General features: G+C 65.7%; 21 protein-coding genes and 1 riboswitch. Of the genes, 17 read left to right on the forward strand and 4 right to left on the reverse strand.

All coding sequences use genetic code 11. From position 1 onward, the window contains the following. Nucleotides 1–4 precede the first annotated feature (4 nt). Nucleotides 5–112: riboswitch (TPP riboswitch) on the reverse strand. A gap of 76 nt (nt 113–188) precedes the next feature. From G6R19_RS04530 to G6R19_RS04610, 17 genes are all read left to right on the forward strand, one after another. Continuing rightward, nucleotides 189–1,271, forward strand: coding sequence for an amidohydrolase family protein (locus G6R19_RS04530; protein WP_163162673.1), 1,083 nt, complete (start codon nt 189–191; stop codon nt 1,269–1,271). A 106-nt stretch (nt 1,272–1,377) separates the two neighbouring features. Continuing rightward, the gene (locus G6R19_RS04535; RefSeq protein ID WP_163162675.1) at nt 1,378–2,253 is read left to right on the forward strand and encodes a VOC family protein; all 876 of its coding nucleotides are present in this window, start codon (nt 1,378–1,380) and stop codon (nt 2,251–2,253) included. A gap of 94 nt (nt 2,254–2,347) precedes the next feature. Then, nucleotides 2,348–2,788, forward strand: coding sequence for a hypothetical protein (locus G6R19_RS04540; protein WP_163162677.1), 441 nt, complete (start codon nt 2,348–2,350; stop codon nt 2,786–2,788). A gap of 201 nt (nt 2,789–2,989) precedes the next feature. Continuing rightward, the gene (rpsP, locus tag G6R19_RS04545) at nt 2,990–3,406 is read left to right on the forward strand and encodes a 30S ribosomal protein S16 (RefSeq protein ID WP_163162679.1); all 417 of its coding nucleotides are present in this window, start codon (nt 2,990–2,992) and stop codon (nt 3,404–3,406) included. A 1-nt stretch (nt 3,407) separates the two neighbouring features. Then, nucleotides 3,408–3,650, forward strand: coding sequence for an RNA-binding protein (locus G6R19_RS04550; RefSeq protein WP_013601399.1), 243 nt, complete (start codon nt 3,408–3,410; stop codon nt 3,648–3,650). A 104-nt stretch (nt 3,651–3,754) separates the two neighbouring features. Then, complete coding sequence (rimM, locus tag G6R19_RS04555) at nt 3,755–4,300, forward strand: ribosome maturation factor RimM (RefSeq protein ID WP_163162681.1); 546 nt, start codon at nt 3,755–3,757, stop codon at nt 4,298–4,300. Then, nucleotides 4,301–5,113 carry a tRNA (guanosine(37)-N1)-methyltransferase TrmD gene (trmD, locus tag G6R19_RS04560; RefSeq protein WP_163162683.1) on the forward strand — a complete coding sequence of 271 codons (813 nt, stop codon included), beginning with the start codon at nt 4,301–4,303 and terminating at the stop codon, nt 5,111–5,113. A gap of 258 nt (nt 5,114–5,371) precedes the next feature. Continuing rightward, the gene (gene rplS / locus G6R19_RS04565) at nt 5,372–5,731 is read left to right on the forward strand and encodes a 50S ribosomal protein L19 (protein WP_163162685.1); all 360 of its coding nucleotides are present in this window, start codon (nt 5,372–5,374) and stop codon (nt 5,729–5,731) included. Nucleotides 5,732–5,815: 84 nt separating this feature from the next. Beyond that, a complete protein-coding gene (gene lepB / locus G6R19_RS04570; RefSeq protein ID WP_163162687.1) occupies nt 5,816–6,493 on the forward strand; it encodes a signal peptidase I in 678 nt (225 codons plus the stop codon). Then, nucleotides 6,494–7,303 (forward strand): signal peptidase I, encoded by an 810-nt coding sequence (lepB, locus tag G6R19_RS04575; protein ID WP_163162689.1) that lies wholly within the window; start codon nt 6,494–6,496, stop codon nt 7,301–7,303. 2 nt (nt 7,304–7,305) lie between these two features. After that, nucleotides 7,306–8,184 (forward strand): ribonuclease HII, encoded by an 879-nt coding sequence (locus tag G6R19_RS04580; RefSeq protein ID WP_163162691.1) that lies wholly within the window; start codon nt 7,306–7,308, stop codon nt 8,182–8,184. 52 nt (nt 8,185–8,236) lie between these two features. Continuing rightward, on the forward strand, nt 8,237–8,563 hold the full coding sequence (locus G6R19_RS04585; RefSeq protein ID WP_163162693.1) for a DUF2469 domain-containing protein: 327 nt from the start codon (nt 8,237–8,239) through the stop codon (nt 8,561–8,563). Between the two features lie 141 nt (nt 8,564–8,704). Then, a complete protein-coding gene (locus tag G6R19_RS04590) occupies nt 8,705–9,061 on the forward strand; it encodes a YraN family protein (protein ID WP_163162695.1) in 357 nt (118 codons plus the stop codon). Next, the gene (locus G6R19_RS04595; protein ID WP_163162697.1) at nt 9,062–10,606 is read left to right on the forward strand and encodes a YifB family Mg chelatase-like AAA ATPase; all 1,545 of its coding nucleotides are present in this window, start codon (nt 9,062–9,064) and stop codon (nt 10,604–10,606) included. It begins immediately after the preceding gene. Then, nucleotides 10,603–11,802, forward strand: a complete 1,200-nt coding sequence (gene dprA, locus G6R19_RS04600) for a DNA-processing protein DprA (protein ID WP_163162699.1) — start codon at nt 10,603–10,605, stop codon at nt 11,800–11,802. The genes G6R19_RS04595 and dprA overlap by 4 nt, the downstream gene beginning before the upstream one ends. 95 nt (nt 11,803–11,897) lie before the next feature. Next, on the forward strand, nt 11,898–12,824 hold the full coding sequence (locus G6R19_RS04605; RefSeq protein ID WP_163162701.1) for a tyrosine recombinase XerC: 927 nt from the start codon (nt 11,898–11,900) through the stop codon (nt 12,822–12,824). A 260-nt stretch (nt 12,825–13,084) separates the two neighbouring features. Next, nucleotides 13,085–13,588, forward strand: a complete 504-nt coding sequence (locus tag G6R19_RS04610) for a DUF3145 domain-containing protein (protein WP_163162703.1) — start codon at nt 13,085–13,087, stop codon at nt 13,586–13,588. A 136-nt stretch (nt 13,589–13,724) separates the two neighbouring features. Here G6R19_RS04610 and G6R19_RS04615 read toward each other — a convergent pair whose 3' ends face one another. From G6R19_RS04615 to G6R19_RS04630, 4 genes are all read right to left on the reverse strand, one after another. Beyond that, a complete protein-coding gene (locus G6R19_RS04615) occupies nt 13,725–14,960 on the reverse strand; it encodes a beta-ketoacyl-[acyl-carrier-protein] synthase II (protein WP_163162705.1) in 1,236 nt (411 codons plus the stop codon). A 169-nt stretch (nt 14,961–15,129) separates the two neighbouring features. Next, nucleotides 15,130–15,375, reverse strand: a complete 246-nt coding sequence (locus tag G6R19_RS04620; RefSeq protein ID WP_009359314.1) for an acyl carrier protein — start codon at nt 15,373–15,375, stop codon at nt 15,130–15,132. Nucleotides 15,376–15,454: 79 nt separating this feature from the next. After that, a complete protein-coding gene (locus tag G6R19_RS04625) occupies nt 15,455–16,516 on the reverse strand; it encodes a beta-ketoacyl-ACP synthase III (protein ID WP_163162707.1) in 1,062 nt (353 codons plus the stop codon). Continuing rightward, a complete protein-coding gene (locus G6R19_RS04630) occupies nt 16,513–17,442 on the reverse strand; it encodes an ACP S-malonyltransferase (RefSeq protein ID WP_205484227.1) in 930 nt (309 codons plus the stop codon). Before G6R19_RS04630 ends, G6R19_RS04625 begins: the two co-directional genes overlap by 4 nt. Nucleotides 17,443–17,453 lie beyond the last annotated feature (11 nt).

Genomic DNA, 17,453 nt, shown 5'->3' on the forward strand with positions numbered 1-17,453 from the left:
GTGTACTCAAGGATTACTCACTTCCTTCGCCGGCATTACCCGGACAGGTTCAACGGTCGCAGGCTGCGTCAGCCCGATCTCAGCCCCTGCAGGGGCACCCGTGTGGTCAGGAAGAAAGCTACCACAGCCTTTCGCGAGGGGCTTGTCACATGGCCGGTGCTAGCCTGACTGGCGGGAAAAGGAGTCCAATGCCGGAGATCATCGAATTCAGCGGCCCCGTGCTTGCCGGGCCGGACAGCGAGCGGCGGGGCCTGTGGTCCGTCGACGGGGTGTTGACCTTTACGCGCCCGCAGCAGGTGCCGGACCAGGTGCTGGAAGGCTGGGTCCTGCCGGGGTTCGTGGATGCCCACTGCCACATCGGGCTTGGATCCGGCGGCCCAGTGGACGCAGCAGTTGCGGAGGAACAGGCCAGAACCGACCTCAATGCTGGAACACTGCTGGTGCGGGACGCAGGTTCCCCTGCAGATACGCGGTTCCTTCAGGGCAGTCGGAACGCCCCTGTACTCATCCGCGCCGGCAGGCACGTTGCCCGGACCCGCCGGTACCTTCGCGGTTTCGCCGAGGAAGTTGAACCGGACGGCCTGGTGGAAGCTGTCCGGAAACAGGCCCGCGACGGCGACGGCTGGGTCAAGCTCGTCGGGGACTGGATTGACCGCGGCGCCGGTGACCTGGCGCCGTCGTTTCCCGCCGCCGTCGTCCGGGACGCGGTAGAGGCGGTGCACGACGAAGGCGCCCGGATCACCGCACATTGCTTTGGCGAAGAGACCCTCGACCAGATGCTGGACGCGGGGATCGACTGCATCGAGCATGCCACCGGGCTCCTGCCACGGCACCTCCCCAGGTTCGTCGAGCAGGGCGTTCCCATCGTGCCCACCCTCATCAATATCGCCACGTTTCCGGACATCGCCGCCCAGGCAGAGCCGAAGTTCCCCCGGTACGCGGCACACATGCGGGCACTGTGGGAGCGCCGCGCGGAACGGGTGCTGGAGGCATATGAAGCAGGGGTGCAGATCTACGCAGGCACCGATGCCGGGAGCGTCATCAGGCACGGCAGGATCGCCGATGAGATCCTTGCCCTTCACCACGCAGGCCTGCCAATGGCCGCTGCCCTCGACGCTGCCTGTTGGGGCGCCCGGAGGTGGCTGGGAGCCGACGGACTTCAGGAGGGTGCCCGCGCCGACGTCGTGCTGTGCCGGGAGGACCCGCGGCAGGCTCCGGCAACTGTCGGCGAACTGGCACACGTTGTGCTGGGAGGCCGCGTCATTCGTTGAACCGGGCTGGCTTGACTTTGAAGACACTTGGAATAAATTGAAGCTTCAAGTAATTTTAATAGTCATAGGCCCATAACCCGAAGGGCCCAAGCATCGGGAGTTTTTAATGACTGCAGAAGCCGCCGGCCAGGATCTTCTTCCTGCCGATCTCGCCATGGGCACCGTGATGCTCAAGGTGGGCGATATGAAGGTGATGACGGATTACTACCAGCGTGCCCTCGGTCTTGAGGTTGTCGCCGAGCAGGACGGCGGGCTCTACCTCGGCCGGCTGCAGAAACCGCTCGTGCACCTCGCGCCCGCTCCGGGGCTGAACCTCCCGGGCAGGGGAGAAGCCGGCCTCTTCCACACGGCGCTGCTGTTCGAGAACCAGGCGGACCTCGCCGCCACCATCGCCACCGCAGCCCAGTTTGAACCCCGCTCCTTCACAGGGAGCGCGGACCACCTCGTCAGCGAGGCCTTCTACTTCACTGATCCTGAAGGCAACGGTATCGAGCTCTATTGGGACCGGCCCCGCAGCAACTGGTCCTGGAACGGCACCGACGTGGTGATGGACAGCCTGGCCCTGCCGCCCCAGCGGTACCTTGAGCAGCACCTCACCGAAGAGTCCCTTCAGCGCCAGCGCGGGAGCGTGGCAGGAGTGGGCCACGTCCACCTCCAGGTGGGCGACGTCCAGTCGGCCCGCGACTTCTATGTGGGAATCCTCGGGTTTGAAAAGACCGCAGGCTGGCACGGGCAGGCCTTGTTTGTCTCCGCCGGCGGCTACCACCACCACATGGCCATGAATGTATGGAACAGCCGCGGCGCCGGTCCGCGCAAGGACACGCTCGGCCTCGGCGAGGTGCTCATCGAGGTGCCGTCCGGAGACGACGTCGGGGCGCTCGCGGACCGGCTGAGGGTCGCCGGCCTGCCGGCGCACCACACCGGGGCGGAACTGCGGTTTGAGGATCCGTGGCGCAACCGGATCCGCGTAGCGGTCCGCTGACCCGGGCGTTCCCGTACTAGGCTGAACCCGAACGGCCGGGCGGCAGGCATTGCTCCCGGCCGGCACCACCATCAACGGAAGAAGGGTACTTCCCATGGGCTTCACCGAGATCTTTGTTGCCACCCACGACGCCGCACTCAAGCGTGCCGGCCTTCTGGACGAAGGCGGCAGTGCACCCGCCGGCCAGGCTGTCCGGATCGCGGGAATCAGTGATTTCGAAGTTGAACAACTCGGGGACCTCGCCGGAACTGCCGTGCACGCCGGCGGCGCCGACTATGAACTGACCATGGTGGACGTATCCAGCGATTCGCTGCTGGCCGTCCCGCCGGCCATGGTCCGTGCCCTGGCGGACCTGCTCTCGTACGAAACCGAAGGCGAAGGCAACATCCTGGACGACGTTGCCGGGCAGTGGGCAGCCCAGGACGACATGCCCTTCGATGCCGTCCGCGCGCGGACCTATGTGCAGCAGTTGGCTGAACTGGCCAATAGCGTCGACGATTCGGAACGGACGGGGCTCTACGTCTGGTCCGCCTGAGCGGCCGCGCCGGCCATCTTCCGGCCGCCGCTGTGTCAAGTCGAAATCCCGGCGCCGATCTGGCACAATAAACAGGTACTCGATCTGCGTGGCCCCTCTCTCCGCGTCCGGATCCTGTCCTTCGAACCCGCAAGTACGGCCCGCCCCACGGGTGCAGAACGCCGGGTTCACCCCTTTTCTGAAACAGGAGTGACCACAAAAGTGGCCGTAAAGATTCGCCTTAAGCGCTTTGGCAAAATGCGCGCACCGTACTACCGCATCGTCGTTGCAGACTCACGCACCAAGCGTGACGGCCGCGCCATCGAGGAGATCGGCAAGTACCACCCCACCGAAGAGCCCTCATACATCGAGGTCAACTCCGAGCGTGCCCAGTACTGGCTGTCCGTCGGCGCCCAGCCGTCCGAGCAGGTTGCCGCGATCCTGAAGATCACTGGCGACTGGCAGAAGTTCAAGGGCCTCCCGGGCCAGGAAGGCACCCTGCGGACCAAGACCCAGAAGGAAGCCTTCGTTGCCCCGGAAAAGGGTTCCGTGATCATCCCGGAAGCCATCACCAAGAAGGCATCCAAGTCTGACGCAGCCGAGGCACCGGCCGAAGCAGAGACCACCGAGGCTGAGTAAATTGCTGGCAGAAGCGCTGGAACACCTGGTCCGGGGAATCGTCGATTCCCCGGATGACGTCAAGGTCAGCTCGAAGAGCAACCGCCGCGGGGACACCCTCGAGGTGCGGGTCCACCAGGACGACCTCGGACGGGTGATCGGCCGCCAGGGCCGCACGGCACGCGCGCTGCGCACCGTTGTGGCAGCCCTGGCCGGCGGCGAACCGGTAAGGGTCGACGTCGTCGACACCGACCGCCGCCGCTGAGCGCTCAGCAACATCAGTTTTTGCTCCGGCCCCTCCACCAATGGTGGAGGGGCCGGAGTGCTTTCAGCAGAACACCGCCAACCACATCCAAGACAGAGGAACACATGCAGCTCCAGGTGGCACGAATCGGCAAACCCCACGGCATCCGCGGGGAAGTTACGGTCCAGGTCCTGACCGACGCCCCTGAGGACCGGTTTGTGCCGGGCACCGAATTTGTGGTTGAACCGGCATCTGCCGGCCCGCTGACTGTCAACAGCGCCCGCTGGAACAAGGACATCCTCCTGCTGGGCTTCGACGGGATTGACACCCGCAATGACGCGGAAACCCTCCGCGGCGCCAAGCTCTTCATCGAAACCGAAGAGCTGGACGAGGACGACGACGAAGGCTGGTACGAGCACGAGCTGGTTGGCCTGGAAGCACGGGTCGGTTCCCGCGTAGTCGGAAAGGTCGCCGCGCTTAACACCATGCCCGTGCAGGACCTGCTGCTGGTCAAGACCCCGGAGGGGGAAGAGATCCTCATTCCCTTCGTCGAGCAGATCGTGCCCGAGGTCAACGTCGAGGAAGGCTTCATCCTCCTCACCCCGCCGGACGGTCTGTTCGAGCTCAACTTGGACCAGGACGCCGCCCCGGAAACTGAAGGCAAAGCGTAAATGCGGATCGACGTCGTCAGCATCTTCCCGGAGTACCTGGCGCCGCTGGAACTGTCGCTGATCGGCAAGGCCCGCCAGGACGGGATAATGGACCTGCGCATCCACGACCTCCGCACCTTCACCACAGACAAGCACCGCACAGTGGATGACACGCCCTACGGCGGCGGCGCCGGAATGGTGATGAAGCCTGAGCCGTGGGCGCAGGCGCTCTCATCCATCGCTGCCGACCGTCCGGAAGATGCGGGCAAGCCGGTCCTGATCGTTCCATCGCCGGCAGGGGAGCGCTTCACCCAGGCCCTCGCCTACGAGTTGGCGGAACAGGAGCACCTCGCGTTCGCCTGCGGACGTTACGAGGGCATCGATGAGCGGGTCATCGAGTGGTCCCGCGAGCACTTCATCGTCCGCCCCGTGAGCCTGGGCGACTACGTCCTGAACGGCGGGGAAGTCGCCGTCCTGGCCATGGTCGAGGCCATCGGCCGGCTCCTGCCCGGCGTCGTGGGCAACCCCGAGTCGCTGGTGGAGGAGTCCCATTCCGACGGGCTGCTGGAGTACCCCGTCTACACCAAGCCTTCCGTCTGGCGGGAGCGTGAAGTGCCGGCCGTGCTGCTCAGCGGCAACCACGGAAAAATTGCGCAGTGGCGCCGCAGCGAACAGTTCCGCCGGACGGCGGAGCGCCGCCCGGACCTGCTCGCAACGTTCGACGCCGGGAAGCTGCCCCGTGCCGAGCGCGCCGCCCTGCAGGAGCTGGGCTACGACGTCGTTGATGGCCGGCTGCTGCGCCGCCCGGACGCGCCGGGGGAACAGCCGCACTGACCGGCCGCTTCCGCCGTGGTAATCGTGGCTAATTGGCTGTACGTGGCGGACTATGGCAAAATTAGTCCTTGTGTCTGCTGGGTCCGCACCTGCCACAGGGGGAGCGCCACCAACAGCCAAGACAACCGGCCTCTTCAATCAGTGAAAGAGGACGGACACTTACCTTTCGGCAGAAATTTCCGGTAGCGCTGCAAGCGTCCGGGCTTGGCTGCCGTGACCCAAAGTGAATGACCTGTGGCGTTCACCAGGAGTGCAATCATGCATATTCTCGATTCCGTAGATGCAGCTTCGCTGCGCACCGATGTTCCCGAGTTCCGCGCGGGTGACACCCTCAAGGTTCACGTGAACATCATTGAAGGCAAGAACACCCGTGTCCAGGTTTTCCAGGGATTCGTCCTGGGCCGGCAGGGTGACGGCATCCGCGAGACCTTCACGGTCCGCAAGGTCTCCTTCGGCGTCGGCGTGGAGCGTACCTTCCCGGTGCACTCCCCGATCATCGAAAAGATCGAGCTCGTCACCAAGGGTGACGTGCGCCGCGCCAAGCTTTACTACATGCGTGCACTGCGCGGTAAGGCTGCCAAGATCAAGGAAAAGCGCGACTTCAGCACCGCCAAGTAAGTCCTTTACAGACCTACAAAGGCAGGGCCGCAGCCGTATCCGGCCAGCGCCGGAGCCATGCACCAGCGCCCAGGATACGGACTTATGGACCAGACAAAACGCCAGCCCGGAAAAACGGGCTGGCGTTTTGTGTTCCTTGCCCTCGTCCTCGCCATTGCAGTCAGCGGGTTGGTCCGCTCACTGTGGCTCGATGTCTACTTCATTCCGTCCGAGTCGATGGAACCGGTCCTCGAGGGCGGGGACCGCATCCTGGTGTCCCGGACGGATTTCCGGACCGAACCCATCCGGCGGGGCGACATCGTGGTCTTCGACGGCCGGGGAACCTTCGCGCCGCTGAACAGCGGCAAGGGCCCCGTGGTGGACGCAGCGTCTGCCCTAACCCAATGGCTTGGCCTCACCGGCAGCGACACCACGTATGTAAAACGCGTCATCGGCTTACCGGGGGACACCGTGGCCTGCTGCGGCGCCGACGGCAGGATCACCGTTAACGGCCAGCCACTGGACGAGCCATACGTTTTTCCCGGTGATGCCCCCAGTACCCAGAAGTTCACCGCAGAGGTGCCGGAGGGGCGGTTGTGGCTGCTGGGTGACCACCGGTCGTTGTCTGCCGATTCCCGGAGCCTGCTGGGTGCGCCCGGCGGGGGAATGGTGCCGGTGGACCGTGTTATCGGCAGGCCGGTCCACATCATCTGGCCGCTTGATAGATTTGCTGAAGTACCTCGGCCGCCAGCGGCAGGGCCCTTAACAGAGAACGGACAGTAAATGCCCGAGAACCACGCGCGGACACCCGAACCGCGTCCCGACGGCGCTTCGGACTCCCGGGCCGACGCCGCGGGTTCGGCAGCACCTGCTCCCGCATCCGCGGGCAGCCGTGCCGCTGCAAAGGCCAGCCAGAGCTCCGGCGGGAGCCAACTGCTCTCCTGGCTGAAGGAGATCGCCACGGTGGTGGTGATCGCCGTCGTGCTTTCCTTCCTCATCAAGACCTTCCTGTTCCGCGCGTTCTTCATTCCCTCCGAGTCCATGGTCAGCACCCTGGACATCGATGACAGGATCTTTGTTAATCTCCTGGTGCCCGAACCCTTCTCGCTGAGCCGCGGCGACGTGGTGGTCTTCCGCGACACCAAGGGTTGGCTGCCGCCTGCCGAGGAAAAACCCGAAGGACCATTCAGCTGGGTCCAGGACGGCCTGACTTTTGTTGGCCTTCTGCCGGACAACTCGGAGCAGCACCTGGTCAAGAGGGTCATCGGGCTGCCGGGGGACCACGTGGTCTGCTGTGACGACGGCGGTAAACTGACCATTAACGGGAAGGCCATCAACGAAAGCTACGTCAACCCGGCTGAGACCCCGCAGATACGCAACTTCGATGTAACCGTCCCCGAAGGCAAGGTGTGGGTGATGGGCGATAACCGGAACCATTCCGCCGACTCCAGGGCGCACATGGATTCCGACGGCGGGTTCATCGACATCGCCGACCTCGAAGGCAAGGCCGCGGTCATCGCCTGGCCGCTGAGCCGCATCACGACCCTTGGCAACTATCCGGACGTGTTCCGGAGCGTACCGGCGGCTCCCTGACCATGTCATCCGCAGTTCATGCCAGCCCGGCAAAGGCCGGCACTGGGAAGGCGAACCCGGCGAAGACCGGCACCGGAAAAGCCGGCCCGGCGAAGGCGGGCGCCGCAAAGGGACGCGCCGGTTCCACGAAGGTGCCGGCCCGCCCGGCGAAGGCGCCCACGTTGAGGCACGAACGCACCTTCAAGGCCCAGGGCGCGCGCCTGGTGGCCGGCGTCGACGAGGTGGGACGTGGCGCCCTTGCCGGTCCTGTGAGCGTCGGCATCGCCGTTGTGGACCTGGAGCGCCAGAAGCCCCTTGCCGGGGTGAAGGACAGTAAGCTGCTGAGCCCTGCGGAACGGGAACGGCTTGATCCACTGGTCCGTAGGTGGAGCGTAGCGTCCGCGGTGGGCCACGCATCAGCGCAGGAAATTGATTCGCTCGGCATCATCGCTGCACTGCGCCTTGCCGGAACCCGGGCCTGGCAGGACATTCTCGCCGCGGGAGTCATTCCCGACCTGGTGCTCCTGGACGGCAGCCACAACTGGCTTTCACCCGCAGGCCAGCTGTCGCTTTTCGACGAGCCGGTGCTCGAAGCGGGTTGCGACGCCCCGGTGCACACCAAGATCAAGGCAGACATGCAGTGCCTGAGCGTTGCCGCCGCCAGCGTCATCGCCAAGGTGGAGCGGGACAAGATGATGCGGCAGCTGCATGGCGAGTACCCCGACTTTGGATGGGACATCAACAAGGGCTACGCCACCGCGCTGCACCGTGATGTGCTCCGCGCGGCAGGGCCTACGCCCTACCACCGCGTCAGCTGGCGTCTCCTCGGCGGGGACCTGCTGGACGGCGGGCTGTCCGGCGGGGACGAAACCGCCGAGGACGAAGCCGGCATCGAAGACTGACTCGGGCCGGGCGCGGGCGCCAGCGGCGCCGGACATGGTGCAAGATGGAATCATGAGTGCTGAGGATCTTGAAAACTATGAGACCGACATGGAGCTGCAGCTTTATCGTGAATACCGCGACGTCGTCGGACTGTTCAGCTACGTTGTCGAGACCGAACGGCGCTTCTACCTGGCCAACCACGTAGACCTGCAGGCCCGCAGCGCTGACGGCGAGGTCTACTTCGACCTGACGCTGCAGGACGCCTGGGTCTGGGATGTGTACCGTTCCGCGCGGTTCGTTAAGAGCGTCCGTGTCCTGACCTTTAAGGACGTCAACGTGGAAGAACTGCCGCGCAGCGAGGAACTGGCCATGCCCAAGGACGTTGACCTGGGCCAGTAGCTCCTGGCAGGCCGCCGGATTCACCGGCAGACTCTTCCTGCACAACCGACTTCTCCTCCACAGGGGCCATTGGTACACATACGCGATGAGCTCCCTTACCTCCGCAACCACGCTGCCACAGGCTGGTTGCGGAGGTAGAAAATGAAATCAAAAGACCTGTTGGGCCGGCACGGTGAGGACGTCGCCGTCGGTTTTCTTGAGTCCCTGGGCATGCTTGTTGTCGAGCGCAACTGGCGCTGCGCCGAAGGCGAAATCGACATTGTGGCCCTCGACGGCGACGCCCTGGTTATTGCCGAAGTAAAGACCCGCCGTTCCCTCGATTACGGCCACCCTTTTGAAGCGGTGGGCCCGGAGAAACTCGCCCGCCTGCACCGGCTGGGCTCCGCGTGGTGCCGCGACCGGGAGTTGCGGATGCCGCTGCGGCGGGTGGACGTGATCGCCGTCGTGGACGACGGCGGCGGCGAACCCCTGGTGGAGCACCTCAAGGGGGTGGGATGAGTGGCCCTCGGAAGAACGTACTCCATCGCTTTGGTGGGCCTGAACGGCTACATCGTGGAGGTTGAGGCCGACATCGGCCAGACCCTGCCCGCATTTGTGCTCCTCGGACTGCCGGACGCCTCCTTGAACGAAGCCAAGGAGCGCATCCGGTCTGCCGCGAAGAATTCCGGAATCCCACTCAGCCGCCGGAAGATCACAGCAAACCTCATTCCTGCCTCACTCCCCAAGCGCGGGTCAGGCTTCGACCTGGCAGTCACCATGGCCGTCCTCCGCGCCGCAAACGACATCAAACCCACCGGCAATACGGTCTTCATCGCCGAACTGGGGCTGGACGGCAGGCTGCGCCCGGTCCGCGGCATTCTTCCGGCCGTTATGGCGTCTGTACAAGCCGGCTATCCGGACATCGTCGTGGCGCAGGCGAACCTGGCGGAAGCTGCGCTGGTGCCCGGCGCGAACGTCAGGGGATACCGCACCCTTGCCCGGCTCGCTTTGGACTCGGGGGCGGACCCGCAGGAACTGGCACTGGACTTCGAACCGGAAGACTCTGAACACCCGTGCGATGGCCCGGAGGACGCAGGGGTCTACCCGGACATGGCGGATGTCTCCGGTCAGGGCGATGCCCGGCGGGCCCTCGAAGTGGCCGCCGCCGGAGCCCACCACCTGCTCCTCACGGGTCCACCGGGCGCAGGCAAAACAATGCTCGCAGAGCGCCTTCCCGGGCTGTTGCCGGACCTCGCGGACCACGAGGCCATGGAAGTCACCGCCATCCACTCGCTCTGCGGGCTGCCTTCGTCTTCGGTCCAACTGCTGCGGCGGCCGCCCTTTGAAAGCCCGCACCACTCCGCGACGGCGGCAGCCATCATCGGAGGCGGCTCGGGCCTTCCCCGGCCCGGCGCCGCGTCCCGTGCCCACCGGGGCGTCCTGTTCCTGGACGAGGCGCCGGAGTACGAGCGCCGGGTGCTTGATGCCCTGCGCCAGCCGTTGGAGAGCGGCGAGCTGGTGATCCACCGCTCTGCAGGGACAGCTGCCTATCCTGCCCGTTTCCAGCTCGTCCTTGCGGCCAACCCGTGCCCGTGCGGCAAGGCGTCCGGCAAAGGGCTGGACTGTACTTGCACGCCCATGATGCGCAGACGCTATCTGGCGAGAATGTCCGGGCCGCTCCTGGACCGCGTGGATATCCAGTTGCAGGTGGAACGGGTTTCGCTGGCCGAGTTTGGTCAGGGGGGTGCGGAGGAGGACACCGCTTCCGTCGCCGCCCGGGTCCGGAATGCACGCGGGCGGCAGCTTGAACGGTTGGCGCCCTTGGGCCTGGAAACGAACTCGCAGGTACCGGGCCGCGTGCTGCGCGGAGAGCTTCGGCTGCCTCCTGTCGCCACCCGCATCCTCGACCATTCCCTGGAGCGGGGTGTCCTTACGGCCCGTGGCTACGACCGCGTCCTGCGCTTGGCGTGGACGTTGGCAGACCTCGGGCACCGGGAAAAACCCGACATGAACGATATTGGGCAGGCATTGGGCCTGCGGCAGGCAGCGGCGGTCGCGGCATGAATGGGAAGGCAGTGGACGAAGAAAGGCTTTCCCGTGCCGCCCTTGCCCGGCTCATGGAGCCCCAGGATGCTGCAGGCCTGGCCCTCGTGCAGGTGTGTGGCGCAGTGGACGCCCTTCGGATAGCCACCGGCCGGGCCGCTGCCGGGCCTGCGCTGGAGCAGGAGGTCACCGCACTGCTCGCGGACAATGGTTCCGCCACCAGCTGGGCCGGAATGACGGCATCCCTACAACGGTGGCAGCCCCGTATTCCAGACCTCGCTCCTGAGCGGGACCTCGCCACGATGGCGCGGCTCGGCGGCAGGCTGATTATCCCGTCGGACGAGCTGTGGCCTGCGCAACTGGCCGACCTTGGTATCCAGGAACCGATCTGCCTGTGGTGGCGGGGACAGGAGCAACCACTTCCCGGCGCAGACAAATGCATCGCACTGGTCGGGTCCCGGGACAGCACGAGCTATGGCGCCTCGGTGACCGGGGATATTGCATATTCGTTGGCGCAGCGCGGCCTGACCGTTGTCTCCGGCGGTGCCTACGGCATCGACGCGCACGCCCACCGCGCCGCGCTGGCGGGTGGGACCAGCGCCGTGCCCACCATTGCTGTGATGGCCGGCGGAGTAGACCGCTTCTACCCATCCGGCAATGAGGATCTCCTCCGCGCTGTCTGTAACCAGGGAGCGGTGATCGCTGAGGTTCCACCCGGGTCGGCACCTACCCGTTACCGCTTCCTTCAACGAAACCGCCTTATCGCAGCCCTGTCCGCTGTGACGGTGGTGGTGGAGGCCAGGTGGCGGTCCGGGGCGCTGAACACTGCCCACCACGCCGAAACGCTCGGCCGTGCTGTCGGGGCTGTTCCCGGTTCCGTGCACAGTGCCAACTCGGCCGGATGCCACCGCCTGCTCCGGGACGGCGGTGCTGTCTGCGTTACCGACGCCGCGGAGATTGTGGAGCTCGCAGCACCAAGTGGAGCCGGGCTGCCGCAGCCCCGCCAGGCCGGAGCCGAAGTCCAGGACGGGCTGACCCTCGAAGACCTCATCCTCCTCGATGCACTGCCGCTGCGCTCCACCACCTCGGTCGAGAAACTATGCTCCGTCGCCGGCCTGAGCCAGGAATCCGTCCGCGCGGGACTCGGCCGGCTCGGCTTGCTCGGGCTGGCGGTATCCGAAAGAGGCGGCTGGAAAAGGGGAAAGGCAACCGCCTGACAGGGGATGCATAACCGGAAGCAGGACTCACACTGGCAGGTGTGCCGTGCCGTGTCAGTCCGTTGAACAGCGGCCTCACCTGAGACAGTAGGAGGGTGGAAAACAAGGATTTGCCGCAGCAGCTGAGCCAGGCATTAGTGGCCTTCTCGGGCTACCTGGCGGGGGAGCGCGCCGTATCGGCGCACACTCTGCGTGCATACCTTGGGGACTTGCGCAGCTTCCTGGCCCACGCCGCTTCCGAAGGTGCGGCCCGGTTGGAGGACCTTGAGCTGGGAACCCTCCGGCGCTGGTTGGGAACGCAAAGCCAGGCCGGTGTCGCGCGCTCCACCCTTGCCCGGCGGGCCGCCACCGTCCGTGCCTTCACTGCATGGGCCCTGAGGGAAGAGCGCACCACCTCGGACCCGGCGTTGCGGCTCAAGGCTCCCAAGCGTGAACGCCACCTGCCGGGGGTCCTGCAGGCACAACAACTGACGCGGCTGCTGGCCGGCCTCGAAGAAGCCGCTGCTGGCGGCGAACCGCTGCCTGTCCGGAACCGGGCCGTCGTCGAACTGCTCTACGCCACCGGAATCCGCGTCGGCGAGCTGGCAGGGCTTGACATCGATGACCTTGATCCCGACCGGCGCACGCTGCGCGTCATCGGAAAAGGCAATAAGGAACGCACGGTCCCCTACGGCGTTCCGGCGGCCGTGGCACTGGACGACTGGCTGCGGCGCGGCCGGCCGCTGCTCGCCAGGGACAACAGCGGTCCGGCCCTTTTTCTGGGCTCCCGGGGCGGCCGAGTGGACCAGCGGCGGGTCCGGGAGGTGGTCAGCGGACTCCTCGAGGCCCTGGGGGACACCTCCGCGTCGGGCCCGCACGCCCTCCGCCACTCGGCAGCAACACATCTCTTGGACGGCGGGGCAGATCTGCGTGCCGTACAGGAAATCCTTGGCCACAGCAGCCTCGCAACCACCCAGATCTACACGCATGTCTCGGTGGACCGGCTGCGGAAAAGCTACCAGCAGGCACATCCCAGGGCGTGACCGCGAATAGCCGCAGGGCGCGAACGCAACCGCTAATCGCACTGGCGTAATTACGCGGCGTACGGCACAATAAGAGTCACGTCCGGCAACTTTCAAGTCCCGCTTGAAGCTCCTTGCTTCCTGCGGACCAGCAAGTCCGGACGCTGCTTAATCTGAACAACTGAATATGTGGCAAGGAGTTGCACCGCAGAACAGCGCACAGCAGTTCCATCCAGGCAGAGGTCGTTGGGGAAGACGTACCTAGAGCTATGGAGGATGGAATGTCTGTTGCAATGACCCGCGGTGTGCTGTTTGTTCACTCAGCCCCAACTGCTTTGTGCCCTCACGTTGAGTGGGCCATCGGCTCCGTCGTGGATAAGCGGACGGATCTTGAGTGGACCCCTCAGCCTGCTGCACCCGGAATGTTCCGGGCCGAGCTTTCGTGGACGGGTGCGCCTGGAACGGGCGCCCAGTTGGCGTCCGCGCTGCGCGGCTGGGCCCACCTCCGCTATGAGGTCACCGAGGAACCCAGCCAGGGTGTTGACGGCGGTCGCTGGTCGCACACGCCCGAACTGGGGATCTTCCATGCCGTCACCGATGTCCACGGCAACATCATGGTCTCTGAAGACAGAATCCGTTACGCGTACGAGTCGGGCGCAGGCGACCCCGCCGCCGTGTACCACGAGTTGTCCCTGGCGCTCGGCGAGGCCTGGGACGAGGAGCTTGAACCTTTCCGTCACGCTGCCGAGGGCGCTCCCGTCCGCTGGCTGCACCAGGTGGGCTGACCGCTTAGCCCACTGCCGTCGTCGTCCGTCCTGCAGGGGAGGGGCGACACAGGAACCAATCTCCATAGCAAAAGAGGAGGCCCCGCCAGCCGGCGGGGCCTCCTCTTGTATGCGGGTGGCAAAACCCGGGAAACAACTAAACGCTGCGCACAGCCACCACGGCGTTGTGTCCGCCGAAGCCGAACGAGTTGCTCAGGGCCACGATGTTGCCGGCCGGCAGGTCCCGGGCGGAGGTGACCACGTCGAGCGGGATCTCCGGATCCTGGTTCTCGAGGTTGATCGTGACCGGCGCCTTCCGGTCGTACACGGCCAGCACCGTGAGCACAGCCTCGACGGCCCCGGAGGCGCCCAGGAGGTGGCCCATCTGGGACTTCGTGGCGGAAACCGCAACGTTGTCGATGTGGTTGCCGAGTGCGGCGCGGAGTGCGGTGTACTCAGGCTTGTCTCCGACGGGGGTGGACGTGGCGTGGGCGTTGACGTGGACCACGTCCTCGGCCTGGATGCGGCCGTCGAACATGGCCGCCTTCAGTGCGCGGGTAGCGCCCAGGCCTTCCGGGTCCGGGGCAGTGATGTGGTAGGCGTCCGCCGTCACGGAGGTGCCGGCCAGTTCACCGTAAATCCGGGCACCGCGGGCCAGGGCGTGTTCCTCGGCTTCGAGGACCAGCGCACCGGCTCCTTCACCCATCACAAAGCCGTCGCGGCCGAGATCGTACGGGCGGGAGGCGCCCTGCGGGTCGTCATTGCGGCGCGACAGGGCCTGCATGGAGGCGAACGCCGCCAGGGGCATGGGGTGGATGGCTGCTTCGGCGCCGCCGCACATCACAACGTCTGCCTTGCCCGAGCGGATCAGGTCCAGGCCCAGGTGCAGGGCTTCGGTGCCGGAGGCGCAGGCGGAAACCGGAGTGTGGGCACCGGCGCGCGCGCCGAGGTCCAGGCTCACGGCCGCGGCAACCCCGTTGGGCATCAGCATGGGAACGGTCATGGGGAGGACACGGCGTGGGCCCTTTTCCTTCAGCGTGTCCCACGCATCCAGCAGGGTCCAGACTCCGCCGATGCCGGTGGCGAAGGCAACAGCCAGCCGGTCCTTGTCGAACTCGGTGATGCCGGAGTCGGCCCAGGCCTCACGGGCGGCGATGACGCCGAACTGTGTGGAAGGGTCCATCCGCTTGGCCTCTACGCGGCTGAGCACGTCAGCGGCGGGGGTGCTGCACCGGGCAGCGAAGTGGACGGGAAGCTCGTACTTGGCAACCCAGTCGTCCTCCAAAGTGCGGGCACCGGAGACCCCCTTGAGCGCGTTGTTCCACATCGTGGGTACATCGCCGCCAATGGGCGTGGTGGCACCCAGACCGGTAATGACTACTTTGCGTGTCATGGGATCACTCTCTGTCGGTGGGAATCCGGCCCCGGCTTTTCCGGAGGGTCCCGCGTATTGATGGTCGGCATCCTTCATCAGGAGAAAGGTGCCGGAAAAATGCGGCGGGCTGCCGGTCCGGTCGTCCCGGACCGGCAGCCCGCCATGCCGATAAACGGCGAAGCGTTGACTAGGCCTGTGCTCCGGCAATGAAGCTGACGGCGTCACCGACAGTCTTGAGGTTCTTGACCTCTTCGTCCGGGATGCGCACGCCGAACTTTTCTTCGGCGTTGACCACGATGGTCATCATGGAGATGGAGTCGATGTCCAGGTCCTCGGTGAAGGACTTGTCCAGCTCGACGGCCTCGGGGGCCAGGCCGGTTTCTTCGTTGACGATTTCAGCCAGTCCGGCCAGGATCTCTTCGTTGCTAGCCATTGATGGCTCCTTTTCTTGAATTGCCGGCAGGGCTGCCGGAAATGGTTCAGGACGCGGTTGCGGCCTGTTGGGGGCGTTTCTAGGGAAGGACAACTACCTGGGCGCCGAAGACCAGCCCGGCGCCGAAGCCGATCTGGAGGGCCAGCCCGCCGCTGAGCTCCGGCTTTTCCGACAGCAGGCGGTGGGTGGCCAACGGGATGGACGCTGCAGAGGTGTTCCCTGCATCGGCGATGTCCCGTGCCACTGTAACCGTCTCGGGCAGCTTGAGCTTCTTGACCATCTCGTCGATGATGCGCATGTTTGCCTGGTGGGGGATAAAAGCCACGAGGTCTTCGGCCTGTACGCCGGCGGCTTCGAGGGCCTGCTGGGCCACCTTCGCCATTTCCCATACGGCCCAGCGGAATACTGTCTGGCCGTCCTGCCGCAGGGTGGGGTAGAGCTCCTGGGCTTCTTCGAGCAAGGCAAGGTCCCCGGTGGAGTCTGACTGCCGGGCGGCCATGCCAAGGTCGCGGACATCGAGCATGGAGCGGGTCATCCCGATGGCATCCCACTTGCTGCCGTCGGATCCCCAGACTGAGGGTGCGATTCCGGGAGTTTCGGAGGGGCCGATGACGACGGCGCCGGCGCCGTCCCCGAGCAGGAAGGAGATGGTGCGTTCCCGGTTGTCGATGACGTCGGAGAGCTTCTCTGCGCCAACCACCAGGACGTACTTAGCGGTACCTGAACGGACGAGGGCGTCGCCCTGGGCGATCCCGTAGCAGTAGCCGGCGCAGGCTGCGGAGATGTCAAAGGCAGGTGCAGGCGTGGCGCCGATGCGGTCAGCCAGGCTGGCGGCGGCCGACGGCGTCGCGTAGGGGTGCGTGACCGTGGAGACAATGACAGCACCGAGGTCCGACGCTTCAATCCCGGCCTTTTCCATGGCTTCGCGGGCAGCACCCTCGGCCATATCGATCACGCTGACATCAGCTGCGGCGCGGTGGCGGGTCACGATTCCGGTCCGCTGGCGGATCCATTCATCCGAGGAATCGATCCACTGGCAGACGTCCTCGTTGGTGACGATGACGTCCGGCCGGTATGCGCCGATTCCGAGGATCCGCGTGTGTTCCTGAATGGGTGCCTGTTTCAGCGTGGGAACGCTCATGCGTTGCCCTCCAGTTCTGCGAAGAGCGCCAGGGCGGCGGAAAGGTCATCGGGGGTCTTGACCGCAACGGTCTTGACGCCGGGCATGCCGCGCTTGGCGAGGCCTGCAAGGGTCCCGGCAGGAGCAAGTTCGATGACGCCGGTGACACCGCGCTGGACCATGTTTTCCATGCACAGATCCCAGCGGACCGGGCGCGAGACCTGGGCGATCAGGCTGTCGACGGCGGCAGGGCCGTCGGTGACTTCCCCGCCGTCGTAATTGGACAGCAGGGGCACCTTCGGTGCCTGCGGCTTCAACGCCGGCTCCAGCGTCTTCAGGGCGCTGACCGCGGGTGACATGTGGCTGGTGTGGAACGCGCCGGCCACCTTCAGCGGGATGACGCGCGCCTTCGCGGGCGGGTTGTCGGCAAGGGCCTTCAGCTGTTCAAAGGTTCCTGCAGCCACGGTCTGGCCTGCACCGTTGACGTTTGCAGGGGTGGCGCCGGCTGCTTCGATGGCGGCCAGCACCTCGGCCGGATCGCCGCCCACGACGGCGCTCATGCCGGTAGGCGTGACGGACGCGGCCGCAGCCATGCTGTTGGCACGCTCGCGGACGAAGGTCATGGCTTCCTGCTCCGTCAGGACGCCGGCAAGGGCGGAAGCAGTGATTTCCCCTACGGAATGGCCGGCGAGAAGTACCGGCAGGGAGCTGAGCTCGACGTCGAAGAGGGAAGCCGCGGCTACCAGCCCGGCTGCAACAATCAGGGGCTGCGCCACGGCAGTGTCCTTGATGGTTTCTTCGTCGGAGGTGGTCCCATGGGCGATCAGGTCAATGCCTGCGATGTCGCTCAGGGAGGCCAGTTGGCCTGCCACCGGGGGCAGTTCAAGCCAGGGGGCCAGAAAACCCGGGGTTTGTGAGCCCTGTCCAGGGCAGACTATTGCAAGCACGTAACCAGCTT

This window comes from Arthrobacter sp. Alg241-R88, from assembly GCF_900537115.1.
GTDB lineage: Bacteria > Actinomycetota > Actinomycetes > Actinomycetales > Micrococcaceae > Arthrobacter.